Here is a 23,650-nt window from a genome sequence, read left to right on the forward strand (position 1 = left end):
TGGCTATGCGGTTGAGTGGGATTGCAACCCTCACTAATATATACGTAAAGCAAATTGCCGATTTATCTGCTCAGTTAGTCGATACGCGCAAAACAACTCCAGGACTGAGGCTTTTGGAAAAATACGCGACTGCTTTGGGTGGGGCGATTAATCACCGCATGGGGTTGGATGATGCGGTGATGATTAAGGACAATCATATTGCGGCGGCTGGAGGAATCGGAGAAGCAATTACTCGCATTCGTTCTCGGATACCTTATCCTCTGACAATAGAAGTAGAGACTGAAAATCTAGAGCAGGTGAAAGAAGCTTTACAGTACAAAGCCAACATTATTATGTTGGACAATATGCCTTTGGAAATGATGCATCAGGCGGTACAGTTGATTCGTCAGCAGGATAGCCACGTTAAAATTGAAGCATCAGGGAATGTGACTTTGGACACGATTCGTGCTGTAGCAGAGACGGGAGTGGACTATATTTCTAGTAGTGCACCGATTACTCAGTCGAAGTGGTTGGATTTGAGTATGAAAATTCCACTTTAAATAATAGCGATCCGTAAAATTCTAAAATCTCGAATGAGTCAAGAAAACTTTTAATTTCACGTAATTATACAGGTGTATCTGTAATCAAAAATCGATTAAAGTTAATTGAAAGGTTTAAAAATATCTATAAATAAGGAACAAAAATTATATGTCTAGCGGCATTAATGGTGAAAAAATTGCATCAAATATTGCTCTCTCTTCGTCGAAAATAGCTTTAACGGCATTTGAACATCACATTGAAAAAAAGCTCAATGAGAAGACAGAAAAACAGGAACCAGAGAGATCAAATTCCAAGATCAATCTCAATGCACCCAAATCCTTCTAAAATTCTTCGATTGTTCGCCGAAGTACAGGATCGTTTGTATGACGGCGACACTGTGAAGAATGCAATTAGTCAAATATCAAAGCATACAAGAGATCAAACTATTATTAAAACTTGTCAAGCTATTTCTGAGATTTTAGAGATAGACTTTGATAGCGCTTTTGTTAAAATTAGTACAGAATTACACTTCCAAGCAGTTTGCAGACTACAAAAGCATCAAGCCTGGGTGATAAATAAATATAAAGAGAGCAAAAATTATGTAAATGACTATAACTCAAAGTGGTCTGCTACTTTATTGGAAATCATAGATACTCAGTTAGCAAGACTTTCGCAACTAATCATACTTTTAGATAGAGAACCTGACATATTTGATAACAATGGTCAGATGATACGTCCAAATGATTTAGTTACATACCCATGTAAAGATCAGGAAGCTAGAGATTACGATCATTATGGTGTTGTGAGAGCTACCCCCAATGGTTATAGGGTTGCACACTTTTTTACAGGTGAGACAGTAAAACCAGAAGGTAGAATTGTGGATGTGGGAATTGGGTATGTTCATTTTGCTTGCTACACATCGGATTGGATATTTAAAGAACGTGCAGAATCAGTTATAGATAGCCAAATTGAAGCTCGTATCCACGAATCAAGAGAGAAAATTCTTAATGCAAAAGATAAACTTTGGAACAAACTGAGCTATAACTGCGAACATTGGGCTAGAGAGATGATCTATGGTGAAGCTAAATCTACCCAAATTGAGAGTTTACGTAAGAAGTAAGAGCTTTAACACTATGTCGCGTGAAATAAACGAGTGATCCCAATAGCTTCTTTTCTATTCTCTATCTTTTAGATGAAGGGCTAATTTTGGTTAGGCTAGGATGTGAATAACAAGAGCGAAGACTAGCGATCGCTATGACCCTAACTACTGCTAAATGGACAATAGACGAGTATCACCGCATGATTGCAGCAGGTATCTTGGATGATCGGCGTGTGAAACTACTCAAGGGGGAAATTGTCGAAATATCACCGGAAGGGGAACCTCACGCTTATTTCAGTAGTGAAGCAGGGGAATATCTAATTAAATTGTTAGGCGATCGCGCGCAATTATTCGTCTAGATAAGCCAATTACGCTCTCTAACAACTCTGAGCCTGAGCCTGACATTGCTATTGTGCAATGATTAGGGCGTGAATACCTAAAACATCACCCTTATCCTGAAAATATTTTTTGGCTGATTGAATATTCAGATTCCAGTTTAGACAAGGACTTAGAAACGAAAACTAAAATCTATGCAGAGGTCAACATTCCTGAATCTGGGTAGTTAACCTCAAAAGAAGACAGCTTGTGATGTTTCAAGACCCCCAAGATGGGGAATATAGATCAAAGTTTACACTAACGGTTGGGATAATTTATCCAGTTGCATTTCCGAATGTAGCTGTATCAGTAGGTGCTATTGTCGTCGGTAGGTGAGTGTAAAGTGTGCGATCGCTTTACCAATTTCCTGAATTTCATCTAGATTATGGTGGTTCTCGGTTGGGTGCAATTTATAGTAACAGTACTAGGTGAACCATTCATTCAAAAATCTTTTTGGTTGGTTGCTTTACTGAAAGCATCGGGTGACAGTAAAAAAGGAAAGTTACAGGCGGCTCAGACTTATACGGTAAAGCCTTTTGGTAGTAGGTTTATACTAGTATTGAACCAAAATAAGCACGCCTAAAAAATGACATTGGTCAAAGACTTGGAAAACTGGATAGTGAGAAAGCAACGGGCCGCGCGATCAAGCCGGTTAAGAATCGAATTGCAGCACACCCAGCACGGCTGTTGTTTAGATAACTGGTCAAAGTCTACAGTCCAATGGAAACTAAAAAATGCCTAGAGTGAAACGAAATGCGTTACACCAATCACTGATGGTTTTTCGCTACAGTGGAAGGGCTGTAAGCTTGGTATGGACTACTAGCCACTCACTCACCATTATTCTGGCTACTTTAACTTTAGTGGCTGGTCTTTTACCAGCTGCGATCGCCTACATCAGTAAATTAATTGTTGATGCAGTAGTTTTTATTTCACAGGGTAATACACAGAACAATAGTCTTATCAATAGTTCTCACCCTCTGTTATACGTGGGATTAGAAGCATTCGCTGTAGTTTTACTAGCAGGTAGTCAAAGAGGAATCAGTGTTTGTCAGTCGTTGTTACGAGCGTTACTTGGTCAGCGAGTGAATGTACTTATTCTGGAAAAGGCACTGACACTCGATCTGTGGCAATTTGAAGACTCAGAATTCTATGATAAATTGAGCAATGCACGGCGAGAAGCATCAGTTCGTCCTCTTTCCCTAATAAACCGCACTTTTGGGCTAGTGCAAAGTGCTGTTTCTCTTGTTACCTATGGCGTTTTACTAGTTAAATTCTCACTTTGGGCAGTAGTGGCGCTGATTTTGGCAGCTATGCCTGCATTCATTGCAGAAACGAAGTTTGCTGGAGAAGCCTTTCGCCTGTTTAGTTGGCGTACGCCAGAAACCCGCCAACAGCATTACTTAGAAAATCTACTGGCGAGAGAAGACTTCGTTACAGAAGTCAAACTTTACCAGTTGGGTCAGATGCTACTAGGACGTTATCGCAACCTTTTTCATCAACTCTACGGCGAAGACCGAGATCTAACTCTGCGACGCGGACTGTGGGGATATCTTCTAAGTTTAGTGAGTACTGCCGCTTTTTACATGGCATACGCTTGGATTGTCCTGGAAACAGCGGTGGGTAGGGTTTCCTTGGGAGATATGACAATGTATCTAATTGTATTCCGTCAAGGACAGTCTACTTTCTCTGGTATCCTCACGAATATTGGAGGGGTGTATGAAGACAACCTATATTTATCAAATCTATACAACTTTTTAGAAGAAAAAGTCCCAAAATCTTGGGGGAAAGCTATCAAAGGTTTAAATCCTCAAGATGGTATCCGCTTCGAGAATGTATCGTTTAGTTATCCAGGAAGTTCAAAGCCTGCTTTGACAAACATCTCGCTACAATTGAAACCCGGAGAGAAACTTGCAATTGTCGGTGAAAACGGTTCTGGTAAAACTACTTTAATCAAATTACTTACTCGACTTTATACCCCTGATTCTGGACGTATCTTACTAGAAGGTTTGGATTTGCAGGAATGGGATGTAGATGTGCTACGGCGTCGCATTGGTGTAATTTTCCAAAACTTTGTTCGCTACCAGTTTACTGTAGGGGAAAATATTGGCGTGGGTGATGTAGAGTACCTAGAAGACAAAACGCGTTGGCAAATTGCTGCCCAAAAAGGCATGGCGCAACCTTTTATTCAACAATTGCCCCAAAGCTTCCAAACCCAGCTTGGCCGTTGGTTCAAGGGAGGACAGGAACTCTCTGGAGGACAGTGGCAGAAAATTGCTCTGGCACGTGCTTTTATGCGAACTCAAGCTGATATTTTGGTGTTGGATGAACCAACATCGGCAATGGATGCCCAAGCTGAGTTTGATATTTTTAATCATTTTCGCAGCCTTACTCAAAGTCAGATGGTATTCTTGATTTCCCATCGTTTTTCGACGGTACGTATGGCCGATAAAATTGTGGTTATAGAAGATGGGAAAGTTGTGGAACAGGGAACTCACGAGGAATTGTTGCAGGTTAAAGGGCGCTATGCCAGATTGTTTTCATTACAAGCAGCAGGGTATCAGTAGGAAAGGAGATGGCATTGACGGTAATAAAGTTAATGCACGACTCTCACCAGATAAAGCGTTGTCAATACCCATATAGTAGGATGAAATATTTCTGCACAGTCTCTTATCCTGTGATCAAAGCTTAGAGTTGTCGCTCCCATCAGCTCAAAAATCGAAAAACCATTAGGAGGATAACTTGAGTCCTACTATTGATTTCAATACTTTATTCAATCTCAATACATTTATCGAATTATTACTGGGTATCAGTTTAAGCGCGGCGGCTGGCTTTAGAGTTTTTGTACCACTGCTGGCACTAAGTGTAGCTTCAGTTGTTGGACATTTAGATTTGCCCACTGACTTTGATTGGGTAGAAACACCTCAAGCTTTAATTGTATTTGCGATCGCTTGTTTGCTTGAAATCAGCGGTTATTACGTTCCTTGGTTGGATCATCTGCTGGATATTGTTTCCACGCCTGCGGCAATTATTGCTGGGACGATTGTAACAGCATCTCTTGCTCCTGAGATGAATCCACTGGCGCAATGGACGTTAGCTTTAGTTGCAGGTGGTGGAACCGCCGGGTTAACTAAGGGATTAATGAACATCTTGCGGCTTGGGTCTACGGGTGTCTCAGGTGGATTAACTAATCCAGTTTTTTCAACCACTGAACTGGTTATCGCTATTGTACTGTCTGTATTAGCGATCGCTTTACCAGTGGTAGCGGGAATCATTGTAATTGGTGTTCTAATAATAGCTATTCAAAGAATCTGGAAGTTCTTTAGTAGCAAGTCATCTTCTCAACCTAATCAAACTGTCTCTTCATAAAGAGATTTGCTAACACGAACAGCATAACAATAAAGTTGCACATCGCGTTACTTGCTATTTTTACGAGCCTACAAAAGCTTGTAATAAAAGTCCAATAAGCGTGATGTGTTTTTAATCACATTATTTCGTAATATTTACTTCATACTTTTGGTAGAGGTGCAGGTGAAACACCAACCGTTAAGTTCTTGAAGGGTGTTAAGCTGAGCTTGCGAGGATTTCCAGACACTTTAACGATTAGCCCTCGTGTTTACAACCAAGTCTGGGAATCCTCTCGGGTTTCCTATATTATCTGCTATTGGTCTGGGTAATATCTTCACTAACCCAGGTAACGTATAAGCCTGGTAAAAAGTCATTTGTTTAAGAGTTAAGGGTCAAAAGTTCAGTTGTCATTTGTCCTGCTTTTCCTACCCTCGCACATCCAGTCATCTCCCCTTCATTTCCTGCCGTTCTTTGAGTTTTAGCATGATTTCCGCGTGCATCTCGCGAGTAATAGGGTAGAAATACGTTAAAAATAAGCCACAAATTAAACAAATAGTAGGCAAAGGCCCAATGGCTATGCGAATAGCTAATAGTGCAGAATCAGGTTGTATGGGTAGTGTGCTTTGTCCTGGTACAGATTCTTTAAAACCATATACTTGCAAAGCATTACCTACTATAAATAGCCCGAAAGCTAAACCAAATTTTTGCAGCAAAACCATGAAGCCGTAAAAAATCCCTTCTCGGCGTTGTCCGGTTTGGAGTTCATCTAATTCAATTACATCTGGAATCATCGACCAGGGAACTAGATAAGCTGTGGAAACTCCAAAACCTGCCATCACAGCCATTAAATACATCAAACCTATTTGACCAGGCTGCAAAAAAAACAGTCCGGCTGCTGCTATTATCCATAAACTCATTCCCATAAAATAAACAACTTTTTTCCCCACTTTTTTGCTCAATGCACCCCAGACAAATAGCATAACTAAGGCGGTTCCTTGGACTGCAATCATAACTGTAGGTACGTCTGATTCTTGGAGGCGCATACAGTTGACTGCAAAGTAAGGAATAATGCTGGCTGTTATCTGCACGCCTAACCAAGAAAAAAGATATATACCGATAACAAATAGAAAAGGTCGATTTTTGAAGACGATTTTTAGCTGTTCGCCGATGGGAATAGATGGCGGTTCTTCAAGTTGAATGCGTTTTGCTTCAAAAGCTAAAATGCGATCGCGTGTTCCAAAAACGCACCAATACAACGACAATATAGAAATTACAGTGCAAATTGCTGCTAAAACTATATATTGTTGCTGGCGATCGGCAATCTGAGAAAAAACAATTTTCGATAAAATCAGCGATAGAATGCTGCCACCAATGGAAAACGTAAAGCGAAAGCTGTTGAGGCTAGTACGTTCGTCATAATCCTGAGTTAGTTCTGGAGTCATTGCCGTATAAGGCAAATTTACAACGGTGTAAAAAACCTGAGATATCAACCCAATTGCTACGTAATACCAGAATAACGGCCAAATGTTATTACTCTGTTCAGCACTAAATTGCGGTACAATCCACTGCAAGAAAAAGAAAATTCCAAAGGGAATTGCTCCATACAACAGCCAAGGAAGACGACGACCCCAACGACGAGATTTTGTTTTATCAGTCAGTAACCCAACCATTGGATCGTTTACCGCATCCCAGATTTTACCAATCATCAAAATACTGCCAGCTAAACCCGCCGGAATACCAGCAACATTGGTAAAGAAAACTAGCAGAAAAAAGATGGAGATATTTGCAGTAATCGCTGGACCTAAATCCCCTGCACCATAAGCCAGTTTTGTTTTAAAAGGCAATTTTTCACTTTCAAGAGTTCGTTGGGCATCGCCATCAGCGGTTGAATCGTTCATAATATCTTGCGATCATACTAAAATAAAAAGCTTGCGTTTGCCTTACTAGCGATTAATCACTTCCTTCAACCTTATGCCAGACATTTACGTTTCTTGGTCAGATTATCACCAAAAAATCGAACAACTGGCTATTCAGATTTATCAATCCGGTTGGGAATTCAACCAGATTATCTGTCTTGCTAGAGGAGGACTGCGAGTTGGAGATATTCTGTCTCGTATATACCAGCAACCGCTGGCAATTTTAGCAGCATCATCTTACAGTGGCCCTGGCAAGCAGGAAAGAAGTAATTTAATCTTCTCGCATCACTTGACAATGACTACCGAGAAGTTAGGTTCGCGCATTCTCCTTGTGGATGACTTGGTAGACTCTGGGATCACACTCCAGCAAACTATACCTTGGCTCAAGCAAAATAGCGATTTCCTAATTGAAGAAATTCGCACCGCGGTACTTTGGTATAAAGCCTGTTCAGTTATAACACCTGATTACTACGTAGATTACCTATCCGACAACCCTTGGATTCATCAACCTTTTGAACACTACGAGTATATGAATCCCGCAGAACTTGCAGCCAAGATAAGTCAGCCATGCTGAACGGGGAGGAGGAGAAGCGAGGGTAGAGGATCAAATGACCAATGACAAATAACTAAATCAAAACAGCCACAGCCAAACTGGGAGAGTCAGCAGTAATACAATACCTCCGCCTGCTAAGGCAGTCACAGCGAAATCGCAATCAAGATTGAAGGTTTCGGCAATTACTAGGGTGGCGAAGGCTGGAGGCATTGCCATTTGTAACACAATCACCTGTGCGGCGGAACCAGTTACACCAAAAAATGGTAAAGTGCTTCCTAAAATCAAGGGAACTAGCAGCATTTTGATTACTAAGCTTATCCCTGCCTGTGGTAGGCTATGCCAAGAATTGAGCCGCGAGAGTCGCATTCCAATTAACACCAGAGACAAAGCAACAGTACTCCAGGCAAGTTTTTCTAGGCAGAATTCCACTACTGGGGGGATTTTTACCTGTCGAAACAGTAAGCCTAAGCCGAAACTCCATAAAGCAGGATTAATTAAGATTGCTTTAGCAATTTGCCAATAATTGCTGACGCTGCTGCCAAAATGAGATGCAAGCGCCACACCCAAGGCATAAGCTCCGAAGAGTGACCCCAGTAAATCGTAGAATAATGCCCAGGCAAAGTACTCTTGTCCAGCTATTGCTAAAGTGATGGGAAAGCCTAGATAACCTGTGTTACCTACCATTGCTGCCAGGATTAAACTACCCTGAGTTGATTGTTGGGGAATGGTATTTGTGAAATAGGCTTGCACTTTAATTCCCAACCAAGCTAAAAATGCCCCTAGTAAAATAGCTAAATAGGCGATCGCAGGTGCAATCCAAATTTGCGCCGATAAGTCAGCTTGGCGTAAAAAAGCTACTATGCTTATAGGTACTCCCACCCAGAAAAGTGTTTGCCCCAAAAGATTGGGCACTGTGTTAGGTAATTTACGTCCCAAAATAAATCCTACTAGGACTAATCCCACCAGCTTGACGTATAGTTCTAGGAGATTTGTCAAGATTACGCCTAGGAATACAGATGTAAAATGTTACCCAATATGTTTATTTCTGTCCAGTCTACAATCTGTTATAAATCAAAAGCAGGAGTTGACCTTTGAATAAAGTTGGGTTTTCTGGAAAACCGCAAAGCTCATCAGGTGAGCCTGGTGATGATATTCCAGCGGCTTTACGCGATACTCCTGATTTAGGAACTAAGGTACGTGTACGCACCCAGGTTTTGCTGATTGGGGGAGTAGTGGGATTTGTCGTGCTAGCTTTGATTAGTGGTTTTTTGTTTTTCGTCACTGCACCCAAAAAAACCGCTGATTCTCAAACTTCACCAGCACCCAAACCAGAATTTAGTAATTCTGTCAATCCCCAAGGTAATGGTGGCGATGCTCTGTTGGGACATTTAACATACCCGGAAGCACCTGAGTCGGAATTAGTAACGATTAACGCCAATGGGTGGATCAAAATGCGAAAAGCTGCTGCTGAAAAGTTTCAGGCGATGGCACAAGCGGCGCGGAGTGCAGGTGTAATTCTAGCGCCAATTTCTGGCTTTCGTTCGGTGAAAGAGCAGGAACAGTTATTTTTTAATGTTAGCGCTCAGCGAAATCAAACCCCAGCTCAAAGAGCAGCCCTCAGTGCTCCTCCTGGTCATAGCGAACATCACACAGGTTATGCTGTGGACATTGGAGATGGAGCAGTACCAGCAACTAATCTCCAAGTCAATTTTGACAATACCAAAGCCTATCAGTGGCTACAAGCGAATGCAGCACGCTTCAGCTTTGAGATGTCATTTCCTAAAGACAACGCTCAGGGTGTGAGTTATGAGCCTTGGCACTGGCGTTATGTGGGCGATCGCAACAGCTTAGAAACGTTCTACAAAGCCAGAAATTTGAAACCCGCTCAGATACCACAATAAAAGCGATCGCACAGTCTAATGGAATCATCTGACTTTGTTTGTTACGCCGGAGGTGTTTCAGCTTCGTGTCACTGCACCCTTTTGGAGATTTTTTGTTAGAAAATAATGAATATATTGCCAAGAATTAAGACAAATCTCAATAAATCTCAAGTTGGGAGGTTATGCGATGTCAACTAATATTACTCAAAACCAGAGTTTCCCAACGCCTCCTGTCCCAGACTGGGAACCTCCTTTGCCACCGACAGATTTAATATTTGATGACGGAGAACCATTGGAAAGTAACCGCCACCGTATTGCCATGAACGTTTTAATTCGGTCGTTACAACAAGCTTGGTCAGACCGCAATGATTACTTCGTCGGTGGTAATATGTTTGTTTACTATAGTCGTACTCAGGTGCGAAATCGGGATTTCAGGGGGCCGGATTTTTTTGTAGCTCTCAACGTCGAAGGAAATCGTTCTCGTCAAGGTTGGGTTGTGTGGGATGAGGACGGACGCTATCCTGATGTAATTGTCGAATTAATGTCCCCCTCAACAAGAAATGTGGATATGGGGGAGAAAAAAAATCTTTATGAAAAAGTTTTTAAAACTAGAGACTATTTCGTTTTTGACCCTTTTGATCCCAATTCTTTACAAGGATGGCGATTAGATGTAAATTTTCGCTATCAGCCTTTAGTTGCTAATGAGCAAGGTTACTTGTGGTGCGAAACATTAGGATTTTGGTTGGGAACTTGGGAAGGAACAATAGACCGAGAAACTGCAACTTGGTTGCGATTTTATGATCGCGAAGAAAATTTAGTTTTCTTACCAGAGGAGGCAGCACACCAACGCGCAGAAACCGAAAGCCAACGTGCAGAAGCCGAACATCAATGCGCAGAAGCCGAACATCAACGCGCAGAAGCCGAACATCAACGCGCAGAACGTTTAGCTGCAAGGTTGAGGGAGTTAGGAGAAAATCTACAATAGGGAATAGGGGAAGAATCAGCCCCGAATATTGGGTTTCAGAGCAACCTTCTCCCTTCCCCTTATCCTTAGTTGCGACGGCTATTTATTGGGTTCTCAATCTCTGGTTTTTGAAACTTGCCTGGATACTTTCGCTGGAAATAGTCTTCCATAATTTGTAAGATCATTGGGGCAGCAACGCTACCACCGCCACCGCCGGAATGTTCGGCAAATGCCACGATGAGAATTTCTGGCTTTTCAGCGGGTGCATAAGCACCAAACCAAGCGTGATTTTGCTTAACACGACCCTTCCATGCTTCAGCAGTACCACTTTTACCAGCCACAGGGGGAATTGTTGGCTGGTTCAAAACCTTACCTGTACCTTCAGCCACGACTTTCCGCAGCCCCTCGCGGAGGACATTTATAGTAGTCGGTTTCATATTTAAAGATTCTCGCCAGCTTCTTGCTTCTTCATTGTCCTTGAGTAAGTGCGGCTGGACTCGATAACCGCCATTCGCTGGCACAGCAAACATGATCGCAACTTGCAAAGGTGTGGTTTGTAAAGCACCTTGACCAATAGACATATTAATGCTGTCACCTACAGTCCAAGGCATCTTCCAAACTTTCTGTTTCCATATCTCATCTGGAACCAAGCCTTTTGATTCTTCGTTGACAAACTCAAGTCCAGTTTTTTTGCCAAATCCATACTTGCGAGTCCATTCAATCAAAGTTGGGCCACCAACTCCCCTACCAATTTGATAGAAGAAGGTATCGCTGCTCCACTGTAATGCCCCAACAAAACCTAACGGCCCAAATCCGGTGTGATTCCATTCCCCAAAGCGAGTTCCACCAATGTTTAGAGAACCGTAGGTTTGTAGGACTGTCTTAGGAGAAAATTTACCCGATTCTAGCCCAGCAGTCACAGTGACAATTTTGAAGGTACTGGCGGGTGGGAAGGCGCTGAGGGCACGATTAACCAAGGGATGGTCTGCGCCTTGTACAGTTTCCCAATCTTTTTGGGTAAGTTTCTGCTTGGAGAAAATATTTGGGTCAAAGGTAGGGTGAGATACCATTGCTAAAACAGCACCATTCTTAGGGTCAAGTGCCACGATCGCACCATTGCGATCGCCTAAAGCTTTTTCTGCTGCCTTTTGCACATCTAAATTTATGGTCAAGTGCAAATCATTACCGGCTTTTGCTTGTTTCTCGCCCAAAACTCGCAGCGGCCGACCAGAACCATCTACTTCCACTTGCTGACCACCCCATTCACCCCGCAGCGTTTTCTCATAAGCCTTTTCGATTGCCATCTGACCAATCACATCGCCCAATCGATAGCCTTCCTTTTGCTTTTCTTTTAACTGCTCAGCGGTCAATTCGCGTGTATAGCCTAGTATATGTGCCAATTCCTTGCCATGCGGATAATAGCGAACAGCTTCGGTATGAATTTCCACATCTTGGAGTTCGTTTCCATACTCCTTCAATGCCGTGATTTGTGCTTCGTTTAAGTCACGAGCAATCCGAATGAGTGAAGAAGAGTTAGCACCTGCATCTTCTAGCTTCTTTTCCATCTCTTCTTGGGAGATGTCGAGAATTTGGGATAAACGCGATCCCACAACCGACCATGCGGGCTTAGTATGTGCCATCGGCCATAAGTATACAGACCGAGGATAGCGAGTACTGGCTAAAAGTTTGCCATTACGATCAAAAATATTGCCGCGTTCTGGGTGTTTAGGAATCAACCGAATCCGGTTCGCTTCTGCTCGCTTTCGATGATGTGTCCCTTCAATAATTTGCAAATATGCCAGACGAGTGCTGATTCCAGCCACCATCAATAGGGTAAATATAATTAAAAATGTTGGCTGGAAGCTGCGTCCGACTGTACGTGTATTTTTTTTGATGCTCAGTGGAGATGGTTGCAATAGGGCCATAAGATAAAGATAATTTTAGAATTAATATTATTTATATACAATTTTGCTAAATTATTGGCGAGTATTTAGCAGCAAAATAATTAGGATAGTCTGATGTTAATTAATCATTTTAAATTAATACGATAAACTACAATTTTATATTTAGTATGCTAAATATACGATAATATTTATTCCAGCATAATTAAGCAGAAAACTATACTTAAAATTATGACTCAAAATCTTCGATACAGAATCAGAAAGAATGATGTTCTTCAACGTTTCAACTAAAAACTAGTCTAGATGATCCAAGTCTATTGGATATGAGGCGAACTGAGCCTTGATCTAGTCTCCAATAATATTCCCGGAATTCTGAATTTTAGCTGCTGATTCTTCAGATTGAGGTTTTTCATACTTGCCTGGATACTTGTGCTGAAAATAAGCTTCTAGCACTTGTAAGACCATCGGCCCACAAACAGTACCACCATGATCGCCGGAGTTTTCACCAAACGCCACAACTACAATTTCCGGCTTATTGCTGGGGGCATAAGCACCAAACCAAGTATGATTTGGGCGACCAGCACCAGCTTCAGCAGTCCCACTCTTTCCTGATGCTGGGGCAATTGATGGCACGTTCAAGCGTTTACCTGTACCATCAGTTACTACCTTCCGCAGTCCATCGCGGAGAACTTTGATAGTTATTGGCCTCATATTCATAGGTTCTCGCCAGATGTTTGCTTTATGCTCTCTAAGCAAATGTGGCTTAACTCGATATCCACCATTAGCTGGAACAGAAAACATAATTGCCGCTTGTAAAGGCGTTACTTGTAGAGCGCCTTGACCAATTGACATATTAATAGTATCGCCTACAGTCCAGCGTGTCTTCAAAACTTTCAGTTTCCATATTTCATCTGGAACTAAACCTTTCAATTCTTCATTGACAAACTCAATACCAGTTTTTTGACCAAACCCATATTTGCGACTCCATTCGATTAAAGTTGGGCCACCGACTTTTTTACCAACTTGATAGAAGAAGGTATCACTACTCATAGCCATCGCCCCTGGAAATCCCAATGGGCCAAATCCGGCGTGGTTCCATTCACCAAAAGTTACTCCACCAATAGTCAGGGAACCAAAGGTCTGTAGTACTGTGTCAGGAGAAAATTGACCCGATTCTAGCCCGGCTGTCGTGGTGACAATTTTGAAGGTACTGGCGGGTGGAAAGGCACTCAGGGCACGATTAACCAAGGGATGGTCTTTACCTTGTACGCTTTCCCAATCTTTTTGGGAGAGTTTTTGCTTGGAGAAAATATTTGGGTCAAAGGTAGGATAAGACACCATTGCTAAAATAGCACCGTTATTTGGGTCAAGTGCGACGATCGCACCTTGGTATTTTCCCAAAGCTTTTTCTGCTGCTCTTTGCACATCCAAGTCTATGTTCAAGTGCAAGTCATTGCCAGGTTTTGCTTGTTTCTCTCCCAAAACCCGGATTGGCCGACCAGCACCATCCACTTCCACCTGCTGACCGCCCCATTCGCCCCGGAGCATTTTTTCATAAGCTTTTTCTACCCCCATCTGACCAATTACATCTCCCAGGCGATAACCTTCCTGCTTCTTTTGTGTCAACTGTTCGGCGGTCAGTTCGCGTGTATAACCCAATATATGTGCTAATTCTTGAGCATGAGGGTAATAGCGTACGGCATCTATATTAATTTCTACATCTTTGAGTTCGTTTTTATATTCTTTCACTGCTGTGATTTGCGCCTCATTGAGATCACGAGCAATCCGAATAAGTGAAGAAGAGTTAGCACCTGCTTCTTCTAATTTCTTCTCCATCTCTTCTTGCGGGATGTTAAGAATTTTCTGCAAACGCGGTCCTACAACTGACCAGGAAGGCTTGGTATGAGCCATTGGCCACAAATATACAGAGCTAGGATAGCGAGTACTGGCTAACAGTTTGCCATTACGGTCAAAAATATTGCCTCGTTCGGGTTGTTTAAGAATCAATCGAACCCGGTTCGCCTCTGCTCGTTGCCGAAGTTTTGGGCCTTCAACAATTTGCAAATATGCTAGACGGGCTTCGATACCACCAATCATCAATAAGGTAAATATGATTAAAAATATTGGTTGAAAACCACGTCCTACTGTACGTGTATCTTTTTTATTGCCTAGTGATGGGAATAAAGACATAATAACCAATTCACTCTGGGGCTACGCTAAACGTAATTGACAACAGGAAGATGTAATTTGGGTTTTCAGGTTTATATCTGTAGTCTTCCTTCTAGAGAATTGGTACAAGACAAAGAGTGATATTGCCATCAGTATTAACTGTATATAAGTTTTTAACTATCTCAGTATTTATTGCGTAACAATAGGGCGAGTATATTTTTGAGCAATTGTTTTTGCCGGATACAATAAACCAAAGTGTGGTAATTTAGTTTGCTTAATAGGCTACATCAATTATCAAAATCACGTAATATCACTGCATTCTACTGAAGATTATGGCTCAACCTGTCATGCAGAATCAAAGGGGGATAACGACCTTTCAACCACTAGATGTTGAATTACGTAATGTGTTCAAGTTTTTTAACCAAGAACCAGCGGTACACGGAATAGACTTGGATGTCAGACAGGGTGAATTTTTTAGTGTTTTAGGCCCCTCTGGGTGTGGCAAGACCACTACACTACGTTTAATTGCTGGGTTTGAAAAAGCTGACGCCGGTAAAGTTTTGATACAGGGTCAGCCAATGACTAATGTGCCTCCTTACCGACGACCCGTCAACACTGTATTTCAAAGTTATGCTCTGTTTAACCATCTGAATGTGTGGGATAACATCGCTTTTGGACTACGGCTAAAAAAACTACACAAATCAGAAATTGCTAGTAGAGTTCAAGAAGCTTTAAAACTCGTGAAAATGGAAAGTTTGCGATCGCGCTTTCCCAATCAACTTTCTGGTGGTCAACAGCAACGGGTAGCTTTGGCAAGGGCCCTGGTTAATCGTCCCGCCGTCGTACTGCTGGATGAACCATTAGGAGCGTTAGATTTAAAACTACGTAAAGAAATGCAGGTTGAGTTATCCAATTTACACAAAGACCTGGGATTGACCTTTGTTATGGTGACACACGACCAAGAGGAGGCGCTTTCGTTGAGCGATCGCATTGCTGTGATGAATCAAGGCAAAATTGAGCAAGTAGGTACTCCTAAGCAAATTTACGAGCGTCCTTGCACATCTTTTGTCGCTGATTTTATTGGCGATACTAATTTATTCAGTGGTGAAATCGTTGCAGTAGACTCTTCCAACATTCAAATTTTGACGAAAACGGGACTCTCAATTGTCATCAGTCGTGCTGAAGATACACCAACTGAATTATCTCAAGCGGTGGTAGTAAGCCTGCGCCCAGAAAAAATACAGCTTTCGCTTTATCCACCCAATTTGCCTGCTAACTGCTTTGAAGGACGGTTAATCAACGTTATGTATTTGGGTACTCACATCAATTACGTTGTGGAATTAATAAATGGCATCAGCATCAATGTATTACAACCCAATACTTTTGGAAGTTTGCCAGACCGTGATACACCCATCTACGCTTGGTGGGCAGAAACCGATTGTTTAGCTATTGGTCAATAGTCAAAAGTCAAGGGGAGCCACTGCGTTGGGCGGCTCTGCCGACTTGAAGCAAGTGGCGTTCAAGGGTCAAAATTCAACTGATTATTTAGATAACTGATTGTTTAGATATTGGTCAATAGTCAAAGGTCAACATTTAAGGGTTAAGGATTTATACTCCATAGATGTCTAGTAGTTATTTTCAAGAATTACGAGTTTATAAATTAGCAGAGAAATTAGCTGATGAAATTTGGAAAATAGTTGACGGATGGGATATATTTGCCAAAAATACTATGGGTACACAGATGGTAGTTCAGCAGATAGTATTGGGGCAAATATAGCGGAAGGTGTTGGTAGAGGCAGTTATCAAGACAACAGAAGATTCATTAAAAGAGCAAGAGGTTCTTTAAACGAAACTCAACATCGGTTAAGACGAGCTTATATGCGTAATTTATTAACAGTTGAACAAGTAGATAAACTCAAATTAATCATTGATGAACTTAGATCCAAATTAAATTCATATCTCAAATCTATTGGTAATGTCTCAGAAAAAGAATAACCCTTGACTCTTGACCCTTGATCCTTGACTCCTGACAAATGACAAACAGACGACAATTCTTAAAAAAGTTAGCAGCACTTTCTAGCCTTTCTTTGACTAGTTGTGGCTGGAGGCTAGCTGATGTGCGAGCTAATTCTACTATTTCTGAGCAACGTGATCAACTTTATATCTATACGTGGACGCAATATACTGACAAAGAATTACTGAAAACTTTTAGCGCTCAAACTGGCATGAAAGTGCTTGCAGATGTGTATGATTCCAATGATGTTATGCTGGCTAAATTTCAAGCTGGAGGTGGTAGCAGTTATAGCATTATCTACCCATCTGATTACATGGTACAGAAGATGGTAGATAAAGGTTTATTAACAGAAATAAATCACGATCGCTTAGTTGGTTTAGAGAATTTATTTCCACGGTTTAGTAATCCTAGTTATGACCACAATAATCGCTACAGTATCCCTTTTAACTGGGGGACAACAGGTTTACTTTACAACTCCGAAAACATTAAAAATCCACCAGAAGATTGGGAGTATCTTTGGCGAAACCAGGAACAACTTAATAAGCGGATAACCTTGCTCAATGATGTTCGAGAGGTAATGGGTGCAGTGTTGCGGATGCTGGGTTATTCTTACAACTCACAAAATGAAACAGAAATCAAACAAGCTTATGAAAAATTGAAGGTATTGAAGCCTGCGATCGCAGCTTTTGACACAGATGCTTGGCAAAATCAAATTCTGGCAGGAGATTTATTATTGGCAATGTGTTATTCAGCAGATGCAGTGAGGATTTCTCAAGAAAATCCTAAACTAAAATATGTAATTCCTCGCAGTGGTTCTTCACTATGGACTGACACTATTGTAATTCCTAAAACAGCCCCTAATCCGTCTGGAGCTTATGCTTGGATTAACTTAATTCTGCAACCAGAAGTAGCAGCCCAAATTAGCCAACGTCTGAGCATTGCTACGCCGAATCGCGCTGGATTTGAGCAATTGCCAAAGCAAATCAAAGACAATATTAATTTATTTCCTCCAGACTCACTTTTAGAAAAGTGTGAACGTATTACTCCTCTAGGAGAATTTAATGAGGTTTATGAGCGTTATTGGACTGAATTAACTAGTAGTTAAAAAGGCAAGGGTCAAGGATCAAGAGTATTAATTTGTAACTTCTAAATAATAAATTAGGATTGTGTCTAATCAAATTCATCATTCTCAACTAGATTCCCCCGATAATCTTGCTGAAGTCCCAAAGTTGCCCCGTCCCCAAGTCAACTGGGTAGAGGCGTTAACATTACTTGCACCATCTGGAATTTGGTTATTGCTTTTGTTGGTGTTGCCAACATTGATAATTTTTGAATTGAGTTTAGTGCCTGATATTCGACCTGGGGATGTAGTCAACCCCAGTGGGTTCAAAAACTACATACGGATACTTGACCCTCTTTACTTACAAGTAATTTGGCGATCGCTCTTTTTAGCGTTTGGTACTACCATAATTTGTTTAATCTTGGGCTTTCCCGTCGCCTATTGGATTGCTCAGATAGCACCAAAGCGTTGGCGAAACTTGCTCATAATAGCCTTTGTCTTACCTTTGTGGACTTCTTCGTTACTGCGTTCTTATGCTTGGATAACAATTCTTCGTCCTACTGGTTTATTAAACAGTTTGCTAACTAATTTAGGCTTGCCGACTTTGGAATTACTTAACCGAATTCCAGCCGTATTAATTGGTATGAGCTACGGCTTATTACCTTACATGGTTTTAATTTTATATGCTTCTCTTGAAAAGCTAGATAAGCGATTGCTAGAAGCAGCAGCGGATTTAGGTGCAAATCCATTGCAGGCTTTTTGGCAAGTGACCGTACCCCAAATTTTGCCTGGAATTGCTGCTGGTTCCATGCTTGTATTTATCACAGGCTTAGGGGATTTTATCGACCCAGAATTACTTGGTGGTGCTTCTAGTATGACGGCGGCGCGGCTAGTTTATAACCAGTTTTTAGGAGCTACTCAAAATTGGGGATTTGGTTCAGCTTTGAGTATGACGTTAATTCTATTTGTCAGTATTGCGATCGCCTTTTTAATTAAATTGGGTGAGGCTACACCCAAACAGTAAATAGCCTTTAGGCTGTCGCAATTTTGGGTGTTTCAATAGTCAGATCAACCAACTTCAGTGGTTTTTCCTCATCAAAGACAGTTAAGTCGAACCAAAAAGTAGTGCCAACACCGACTTCACTCACTAAATGGACTTTACTACGATGTCTGTCGATGATATTTCTCACAATCGATAAACCCAAACCAGTGCCTTCTAGGGTATGAACTCGGTTTTCTACACGAAAGAAGCGCTCAAAAATTGAGTGTTGGTCTTCTGTGGCGATGCCAATTCCAGTATCGGAGATTTCAATCCGCACTTGAGAAGACTGATTGTGTTCGCGTAGCGTTCCAGAAGAGTTGAGTTTGGGATCTAGCTGGTAGGCGCGGATTGCAACTTTACCACCTGCCGTGGTGAATTTGAGGGCATTACCGATCAGATTACCAAATACTTGTACCAACAAATCATAGTTACCCAATACTAGCGGCAAATTTGGAGCGACTTCCTGAATTAGTTCAACACCTTTATCCTTAGCATTGAGTTGGTAAGTACGCAGTGTTTGCTCGATCGCTTGCGCTAAATCCACTCCATCGAAGCTGTAACTGCGACCAGATTCGAGTTTTGACAAATCCAAAACATCATTCACTAGGCGAGTTAGGCGATCGGTTTCATGATTCACAGTTTCTAGGAACTCTTGCCGTTCTTCTAAACCCAATTCTTCGCCGTAGTCGTGCAGAGTTTCTATGTAGGTTTTGATGTTAAATAAAGGCGTTCGCAATTCGTGAGAAACGTTGCTAATAAACTGACTTTTTGCCTCGTTGAGTTCTACCTCGCGGGTAATATCTTGCACAGTAATAGCAATGCCTTTGATGCTTTCTCGTTGCAGGTTGAGTACTGTAGTCAACAGAATACGGATTGTGCGCTTGGTGGGTTGATTGAGACAAATACGGAATTCAGCACTTTCACACTCACCTGCTGCCATTTCGTACAAGGGACGGGTAATTTCCATTTGGACTGCTGAGGGTAAGTGATGCAAAACATTACTACCTACTACTTCAGCGGCTTCCCAACCAAAAATTCGCTCTGCTGTAGGGTTGACTAAAATCACCTGCATGTTGTTGTCAATCAGCACAGCACCATCGGCGATCGTTGAAACCAGAGTTTCTAGCTTGGCTTTTTCTGCCGTAATTTCCTCAATATTTTGCTCGTCATAACTCTCTAAGCGCTCCGCCATGTCATTAAAGCTTAAAATTAGCTCTCCTAATTCGCCCCCTAGAGGTAAATCAATGCGTTGCTTGAAATTCCCGCTAGCAATTTGTTTTACCCCTACTAGCAGTTCTTTAATTGGCTTAGTGATGGTTAAGGCGTTAATCACTCCTGCCAAAATCACCATTACCCAAATCGTGATAAAAACCGCAATGGTAACATCGCGGGTGAAATTAGTGGAGATGACAGCGGTCTGGTTGGGATTAATGCCGATCGCTAATACACCTAAGTATTTTTGATTAACAATTAGAGGAACAAACACATCGGTGACTGCCCCATCTGGAGTCATGTGTTGCCGCACCATCGGCTTTTCCCCATCACCAGGGTAATCTTCTGGTAGTTGGATTCGCCGCTCAATGGTGAGGGAGTTTTCTACCTGCGCGTCCCAGAAAGGAATCCCAAAGAAGATTTCCCCACTTTCGTCAGCGTAGAGCATGTAACGCACACTAGAGGTACTGCTGTAGAAGCGTTGCGAAAACTGGGCAACCTCAGTGAGATTGTGGTCAGCAATCAGGGGAGCAACGTTGGCAGCAAGCAGTAGCCCTAAGTCACGACCGAAACGGGTGTCATTCAGACGCGCATCCTGCTGAATTGTATTCACCGCCCAGAAAGTAAGACCACTCATCACCAACGAAACCACCAAAGTGGCGACGGCCAACAGCTTGGTTTGGAGGGTGAATTCTGACCACCAATTGGCGATCGCTTCTCGGATTGTTTTTAACAGAACTAGCATCTTAAATAAAGTTGTTAGCAGTTTTTGCTGTAAACCCCAACAACTAAAAAATTAACAGTTATTTTGATAAACATGTTAGAGGGAGATGGGGAAATGAGGAAGTGCAGGGGGATATCCTTATTAAAGTAGTTTTAACGAATTTACCTTATTTCAGCGCTTCCCACTCATCACTCTATGACCGATATCTCTACGGTAATACATCCCCTCAAACTGAATATGTTTAATTCCGGCGTATGCTTGAGCGATCGCTTGCTCAAAATTTTCTCCTATGCCAGTCACATTTAACACTCTTCCCCCATCGGTTACTACTTCTTGCTGCTGGTTCAACTTCGTACCTGCATGAAACACAGTTGCGCCTGCTGCCTCTGCCTCTGCAATGCCCGTAATCACCTGACTTTTCTTGTATTCGCTTGGATAACCACCTGATGCGGCTACGACAGTGGCACATGCCCCCTCTTTCCAAGCTATGGGTGGCAATTCGCCTAACCGCTGCTGTACACAAGCCAAAAGCAATTCTTCTAGAGGTGTTGCTAATAGTGGCAAAATCACCTGAGTTTCTGGATCGCCGAAACGACAGTTAAATTCTAGAACTTTAAAGTGGCCATCGGGTGCAATCATCAACCCAGCATACAGCACGCCTCGGTAATCAATGCCCTTGGCTCGGAAAGTGGCGATCGCCTTATCTAATACTTCTGTTTGAACGCGTGCCATCAACTCCGGTGTGGCAATGGGTGCTGGAGCATAGGCTCCCATCCCGCCAGTATTTTCACCCGTATCGCCCTCACCAATTCGCTTATGATCTTGAGCTGGCAACAAAGACCGAATCGTTAACCCATCAGTCAATGCTAAAACTGATACCTCTTGCCCAATCAAACATTCTTCAATGACAACAAATTTACCAGCACTGCCAAACTGCCCTTGAAAAATAGTATCAATCGCACTCTGGGCTTGCTCAATCGTTTCGGCAACCGTTACACCCTTCCCAGCCGCCAAGCCATCAGCTTTAATAACAATCGGTATCCCCTGAGTTCTCACATAGGATTTTGCTGCTGCTAACTCCGTAAAAACCGCAGCCTGTGCCGTTGGAATTCCCGCCTCGTGCATTAAGGCTTTTGCCCAAGCTTTACTCGCCTCAATTTGCGCTCCTGCTCTGGCTGGGCCAAATACCATCAGTCCTTTATTTTGGAGGTAATCGGTGATTCCCTTAGCTAAAGGCACTTCTGGCCCAACTACTACCAGAGAAATGCCATTGTTCAAAGCGTATTGGCTTATGCCTTCAAAATCATCCACTGCTAGAGGCAAGTTCTGACAACGTTCCATGCTTGCTGTGCCTCCATTCCCCGGCACACAGACAACCTGCTCAACTTGCTTAGATTGCAATAGTTTCCATGCCAGAGCGTGTTCGCGCCCACCATTACCGACAACTAAAACTTTCACTGATTTCCTCGTACGTCCCTTGCAAAACGAGAATGCCTCAAGCTGCTCGCGGATCAATTTTTCACTAATTCTTATGCTTATGCAAGCCCCCTCTGACTGAGCATAGAAGCACAAACCAATATAAGCGGGTTTCATTGCTCGTATCTAGTAACCTGCTTTGATTATTGAATTTATGCCGTATTTACTCTTAAATATTTAACTTAGAAAACTAGTACATTTGTAATTCAGATTAATAGTAAGCATTCAATAAATATACTTAATTTTCTCTTAACAAAAATATAATGTTATGAGTATTTTTATGAGTATTTTTATGAGTTTATTGACAGTTGAAATGAACGCTCAAAAACAATAGTCAAGTGATGACGATATTGGTGACAAGTATTAACCTGTTAGTATTGTGCTTAATAAAATCTCAAAAAAGTCAGGAACATGGTTAAAGTTATCGTCACTGGAGCCGCAGGGTTTATCGGTTCTCAACTTATAGAAACATTGTTAGAACAAGGGCAAGAAGTTCTTGGGATTGATGAATTTAATGATTACTACGATCCAATGTTAAAGCGTAAGAATGTTGCACACTTACACTGGCAACCTGGCTTTACATTAATCGAAGGAGATATGCAATTTTTAGATTGGCAGACACTTCTAAAAGATGTTGATGTAGTTTACCATCAAGCTGCACAGGCAGGTGTAAGAGCGAGTTGGGGTCAATCTTTCCGAGATTACACCGAACGCAATATTAACGCTACACAAGTTTTGCTAGAAGCAGCAAAGGATGCTAAAAATTTACAAAGGTTAGTATTTGCCTCTTCGTCAAGTGTGTATGGTGACGCAGAAACATTACCGACCCACGAAGGAATTTGCCCCCAACCAGTTTCTCCTTACGGCATTACTAAGCTAGCGGCTGAGCTTCTGTGTGGACAGTATCACAAAAACTTTGGCGTGCCTTGTGTTTCATTGCGCTATTTCACAGTTTATGGCCCCAGACAGCGCCCAGATATGGCATTTAATAAATTTTTTAAATCTATTTTACAAAATGAGGCAATTCCGATTTATGGCGATGGACAGCAAACACGAGAGTTTACGTTTGTGAGTGATGTCATCGCCGCCAATTTAGCCGCGGCTACTGTACCTCAAGCAGTAGGAGAAATCTTTAACATTGGTGGTGGTAGTAGGGTAGTTTTAGCAGAAGTCTTGGACATAATTGAGGAAATTGTTGGGAAACCAATCAAAAGAAACCATATAGAAAAGGCGATGGGAGACGCTCGTCACACAGCTGCCGATGTATCTAAAGCTCAGACAATTCTGGGGTATCAGCCGCAAGTCTCACTGAGAGACGGACTAACCCAGGAATGGCAATGGATTAAGTCATTGTGTTAAGGTTTATGTCCTAAGTCGGCGGGCGGTGAGTTAGCGAGGAAC

20 protein-coding genes and 1 pseudogene are annotated in these 23,650 nt (G+C 42.0%); 15 read left to right on the forward strand and 6 right to left on the reverse strand.

Translation table 11 applies throughout. The features are described 5' to 3' along the window. The 6 genes and pseudogenes from nadC to HCR01_RS28925 all read left to right on the forward strand — a co-directional run. Positions 1–539 (forward strand): carboxylating nicotinate-nucleotide diphosphorylase (gene nadC / locus HCR01_RS28900; protein ID WP_193199465.1); only part of this gene is annotated, 539 nt, incomplete at its 5' end. 148 nt (positions 540–687) lie between these two features. After that, entirely contained in the window at positions 688–864 is a 177-nt protein-coding gene (locus HCR01_RS28905) for a hypothetical protein (protein WP_193199466.1), read from the forward strand. Positions 865–916: 52 nt separating this feature from the next. After that, positions 917–1,639 carry a hypothetical protein gene (locus HCR01_RS28910; protein ID WP_193199467.1) on the forward strand — a complete coding sequence of 241 codons (723 nt, stop codon included), beginning with the start codon at positions 917–919 and terminating at the stop codon, positions 1,637–1,639. 134 nt (positions 1,640–1,773) lie between these two features. Next, positions 1,774–2,329, forward strand: a pseudogene (locus tag HCR01_RS28915) (Uma2 family endonuclease). Between the two features lie 398 nt (positions 2,330–2,727). Then, a complete protein-coding gene (locus HCR01_RS28920; protein ID WP_193199468.1) occupies positions 2,728–4,557 on the forward strand; it encodes an ABC transporter ATP-binding protein in 1,830 nt (609 codons plus the stop codon). Between the two features lie 175 nt (positions 4,558–4,732). Beyond that, positions 4,733–5,359: a DUF4126 domain-containing protein gene (locus tag HCR01_RS28925; protein ID WP_226889706.1), complete on the forward strand. Its 627-nt coding sequence runs from the start codon at positions 4,733–4,735 to the stop codon at positions 5,357–5,359. Positions 5,360–5,781: 422 nt separating this feature from the next. On the opposite strand, the gene HCR01_RS28930 is transcribed toward HCR01_RS28925, so the two are convergent. Beyond that, the gene (locus HCR01_RS28930; RefSeq protein ID WP_193199469.1) at positions 5,782–7,236 is read right to left on the reverse strand and encodes an MFS transporter; all 1,455 of its coding nucleotides are present in this window, start codon (positions 7,234–7,236) and stop codon (positions 5,782–5,784) included. A 73-nt stretch (positions 7,237–7,309) separates the two neighbouring features. On the opposite strand from HCR01_RS28930, the gene HCR01_RS28935 reads away from it, so the two are divergent. Then, a complete protein-coding gene (locus tag HCR01_RS28935) occupies positions 7,310–7,828 on the forward strand; it encodes a phosphoribosyltransferase (RefSeq protein WP_193199470.1) in 519 nt (172 codons plus the stop codon). A 57-nt stretch (positions 7,829–7,885) separates the two neighbouring features. Here the strand turns inward: HCR01_RS28935 and HCR01_RS28940 are convergent, their stop codons facing one another. Continuing rightward, entirely contained in the window at positions 7,886–8,803 is a 918-nt protein-coding gene (locus HCR01_RS28940; RefSeq protein WP_193199471.1) for an AEC family transporter, read from the reverse strand. 95 nt (positions 8,804–8,898) lie between these two features. Here HCR01_RS28940 and HCR01_RS28945 point away from each other — a divergent pair, with 95 nt between their 5' ends. After that, positions 8,899–9,708, forward strand: a complete 810-nt coding sequence (locus HCR01_RS28945) for a D-alanyl-D-alanine carboxypeptidase family protein (protein WP_193199472.1) — start codon at positions 8,899–8,901, stop codon at positions 9,706–9,708. A 166-nt stretch (positions 9,709–9,874) separates the two neighbouring features. Next, complete coding sequence (locus tag HCR01_RS28950) at positions 9,875–10,672, forward strand: Uma2 family endonuclease (RefSeq protein ID WP_193199473.1); 798 nt, start codon at positions 9,875–9,877, stop codon at positions 10,670–10,672. A gap of 65 nt (positions 10,673–10,737) precedes the next feature. Here the strand turns inward: HCR01_RS28950 and mrdA (HCR01_RS28955) are convergent, their stop codons facing one another. Both mrdA (HCR01_RS28955) and mrdA (HCR01_RS28960) read right to left on the reverse strand, forming a co-directional pair. Then, a complete protein-coding gene (mrdA, locus tag HCR01_RS28955; protein ID WP_193199474.1) occupies positions 10,738–12,576 on the reverse strand; it encodes a penicillin-binding protein 2 in 1,839 nt (612 codons plus the stop codon). Between the two features lie 321 nt (positions 12,577–12,897). After that, a complete protein-coding gene (gene mrdA, locus HCR01_RS28960; protein WP_193199475.1) occupies positions 12,898–14,742 on the reverse strand; it encodes a penicillin-binding protein 2 in 1,845 nt (614 codons plus the stop codon). Positions 14,743–15,053: 311 nt separating this feature from the next. Here mrdA (HCR01_RS28960) and HCR01_RS28965 point away from each other — a divergent pair, with 311 nt between their 5' ends. The 5 genes from HCR01_RS28965 to HCR01_RS28980 all read left to right on the forward strand — a co-directional run bounded on the left by HCR01_RS28965 (position 15,054) and on the right by HCR01_RS28980 (position 18,819). Then, entirely contained in the window at positions 15,054–16,181 is a 1,128-nt protein-coding gene (locus HCR01_RS28965; RefSeq protein WP_193199476.1) for an ABC transporter ATP-binding protein, read from the forward strand. A 161-nt stretch (positions 16,182–16,342) separates the two neighbouring features. Next, a complete protein-coding gene (locus HCR01_RS40560; RefSeq protein WP_320073203.1) occupies positions 16,343–16,498 on the forward strand; it encodes a hypothetical protein in 156 nt (51 codons plus the stop codon). Next, positions 16,426–16,716: a four helix bundle protein gene (locus HCR01_RS28970; protein ID WP_320073202.1), complete on the forward strand. Its 291-nt coding sequence runs from the start codon at positions 16,426–16,428 to the stop codon at positions 16,714–16,716. Before HCR01_RS40560 ends, HCR01_RS28970 begins: the two co-directional genes overlap by 73 nt. A 38-nt stretch (positions 16,717–16,754) precedes the next feature. After that, entirely contained in the window at positions 16,755–17,840 is a 1,086-nt protein-coding gene (locus HCR01_RS28975) for an ABC transporter substrate-binding protein (RefSeq protein WP_193199477.1), read from the forward strand. A gap of 61 nt (positions 17,841–17,901) precedes the next feature. After that, positions 17,902–18,819, forward strand: coding sequence for an ABC transporter permease (locus HCR01_RS28980; protein WP_193199478.1), 918 nt, complete (start codon positions 17,902–17,904; stop codon positions 18,817–18,819). 7 nt (positions 18,820–18,826) lie between these two features. Here HCR01_RS28980 and nblS read toward each other — a convergent pair whose 3' ends face one another. After that, the gene (gene nblS, locus HCR01_RS28985; protein WP_193199479.1) at positions 18,827–20,794 is read right to left on the reverse strand and encodes a two-component system sensor histidine kinase NblS; all 1,968 of its coding nucleotides are present in this window, start codon (positions 20,792–20,794) and stop codon (positions 18,827–18,829) included. Positions 20,795–20,944: 150 nt separating this feature from the next. Further along, positions 20,945–22,231: a phosphoribosylamine--glycine ligase gene (gene purD, locus HCR01_RS28990; protein ID WP_193199480.1), complete on the reverse strand. Its 1,287-nt coding sequence runs from the start codon at positions 22,229–22,231 to the stop codon at positions 20,945–20,947. 429 nt (positions 22,232–22,660) lie between these two features. On the opposite strand from purD, the gene HCR01_RS28995 reads away from it, so the two are divergent. After that, on the forward strand, positions 22,661–23,608 hold the full coding sequence (locus HCR01_RS28995; RefSeq protein WP_193199481.1) for an NAD-dependent epimerase/dehydratase family protein: 948 nt from the start codon (positions 22,661–22,663) through the stop codon (positions 23,606–23,608). The last annotated feature ends 42 nt before the right edge of the window (positions 23,609–23,650 follow it).

The organism is Nostoc sp. MG11, from assembly GCF_014904695.1.
Lineage (GTDB): Bacteria > Cyanobacteriota > Cyanobacteriia > Cyanobacteriales > Nostocaceae > Komarekiella.

Bases quoted from the DNA above. Each gene is read 5' to 3' on its own strand.
- HCR01_RS28905 (WP_193199466.1), top strand. From the start codon at position 688: ATGTCTAGCGGCATTAATGGTGAAAAAATTGCATCAAATATTGCTCTC.
- HCR01_RS28920 (WP_193199468.1), top strand. From the start codon at position 2,728: ATGCCTAGAGTGAAACGAAATGCGTTACACCAATCACTGATGGTTTTT.
- HCR01_RS28930 (WP_193199469.1), bottom strand. From the start codon at position 7,236: ATGAACGATTCAACCGCTGATGGCGATGCCCAACGAACTCTTGAAAGT.
- HCR01_RS28935 (WP_193199470.1), top strand. From the start codon at position 7,310: ATGCCAGACATTTACGTTTCTTGGTCAGATTATCACCAAAAAATCGAA.
- HCR01_RS28950 (WP_193199473.1), top strand. From the start codon at position 9,875: ATGTCAACTAATATTACTCAAAACCAGAGTTTCCCAACGCCTCCTGTC.
- mrdA (WP_193199474.1), bottom strand. From the start codon at position 12,576: ATGGCCCTATTGCAACCATCTCCACTGAGCATCAAAAAAAATACACGT.
- mrdA (WP_193199475.1), bottom strand. From the start codon at position 14,742: ATGTCTTTATTCCCATCACTAGGCAATAAAAAAGATACACGTACAGTA.
- HCR01_RS28965 (WP_193199476.1), top strand. From the start codon at position 15,054: ATGGCTCAACCTGTCATGCAGAATCAAAGGGGGATAACGACCTTTCAA.
- HCR01_RS40560 (WP_320073203.1), top strand. From the start codon at position 16,343: ATGTCTAGTAGTTATTTTCAAGAATTACGAGTTTATAAATTAGCAGAG.
- HCR01_RS28970 (WP_320073202.1), top strand. From the start codon at position 16,426: ATGGGATATATTTGCCAAAAATACTATGGGTACACAGATGGTAGTTCA.
- HCR01_RS28975 (WP_193199477.1), top strand. From the start codon at position 16,755: ATGACAAACAGACGACAATTCTTAAAAAAGTTAGCAGCACTTTCTAGC.
- nblS (WP_193199479.1), bottom strand. From the start codon at position 20,794: ATGCTAGTTCTGTTAAAAACAATCCGAGAAGCGATCGCCAATTGGTGG.
- HCR01_RS28995 (WP_193199481.1), top strand. From the start codon at position 22,661: ATGGTTAAAGTTATCGTCACTGGAGCCGCAGGGTTTATCGGTTCTCAA.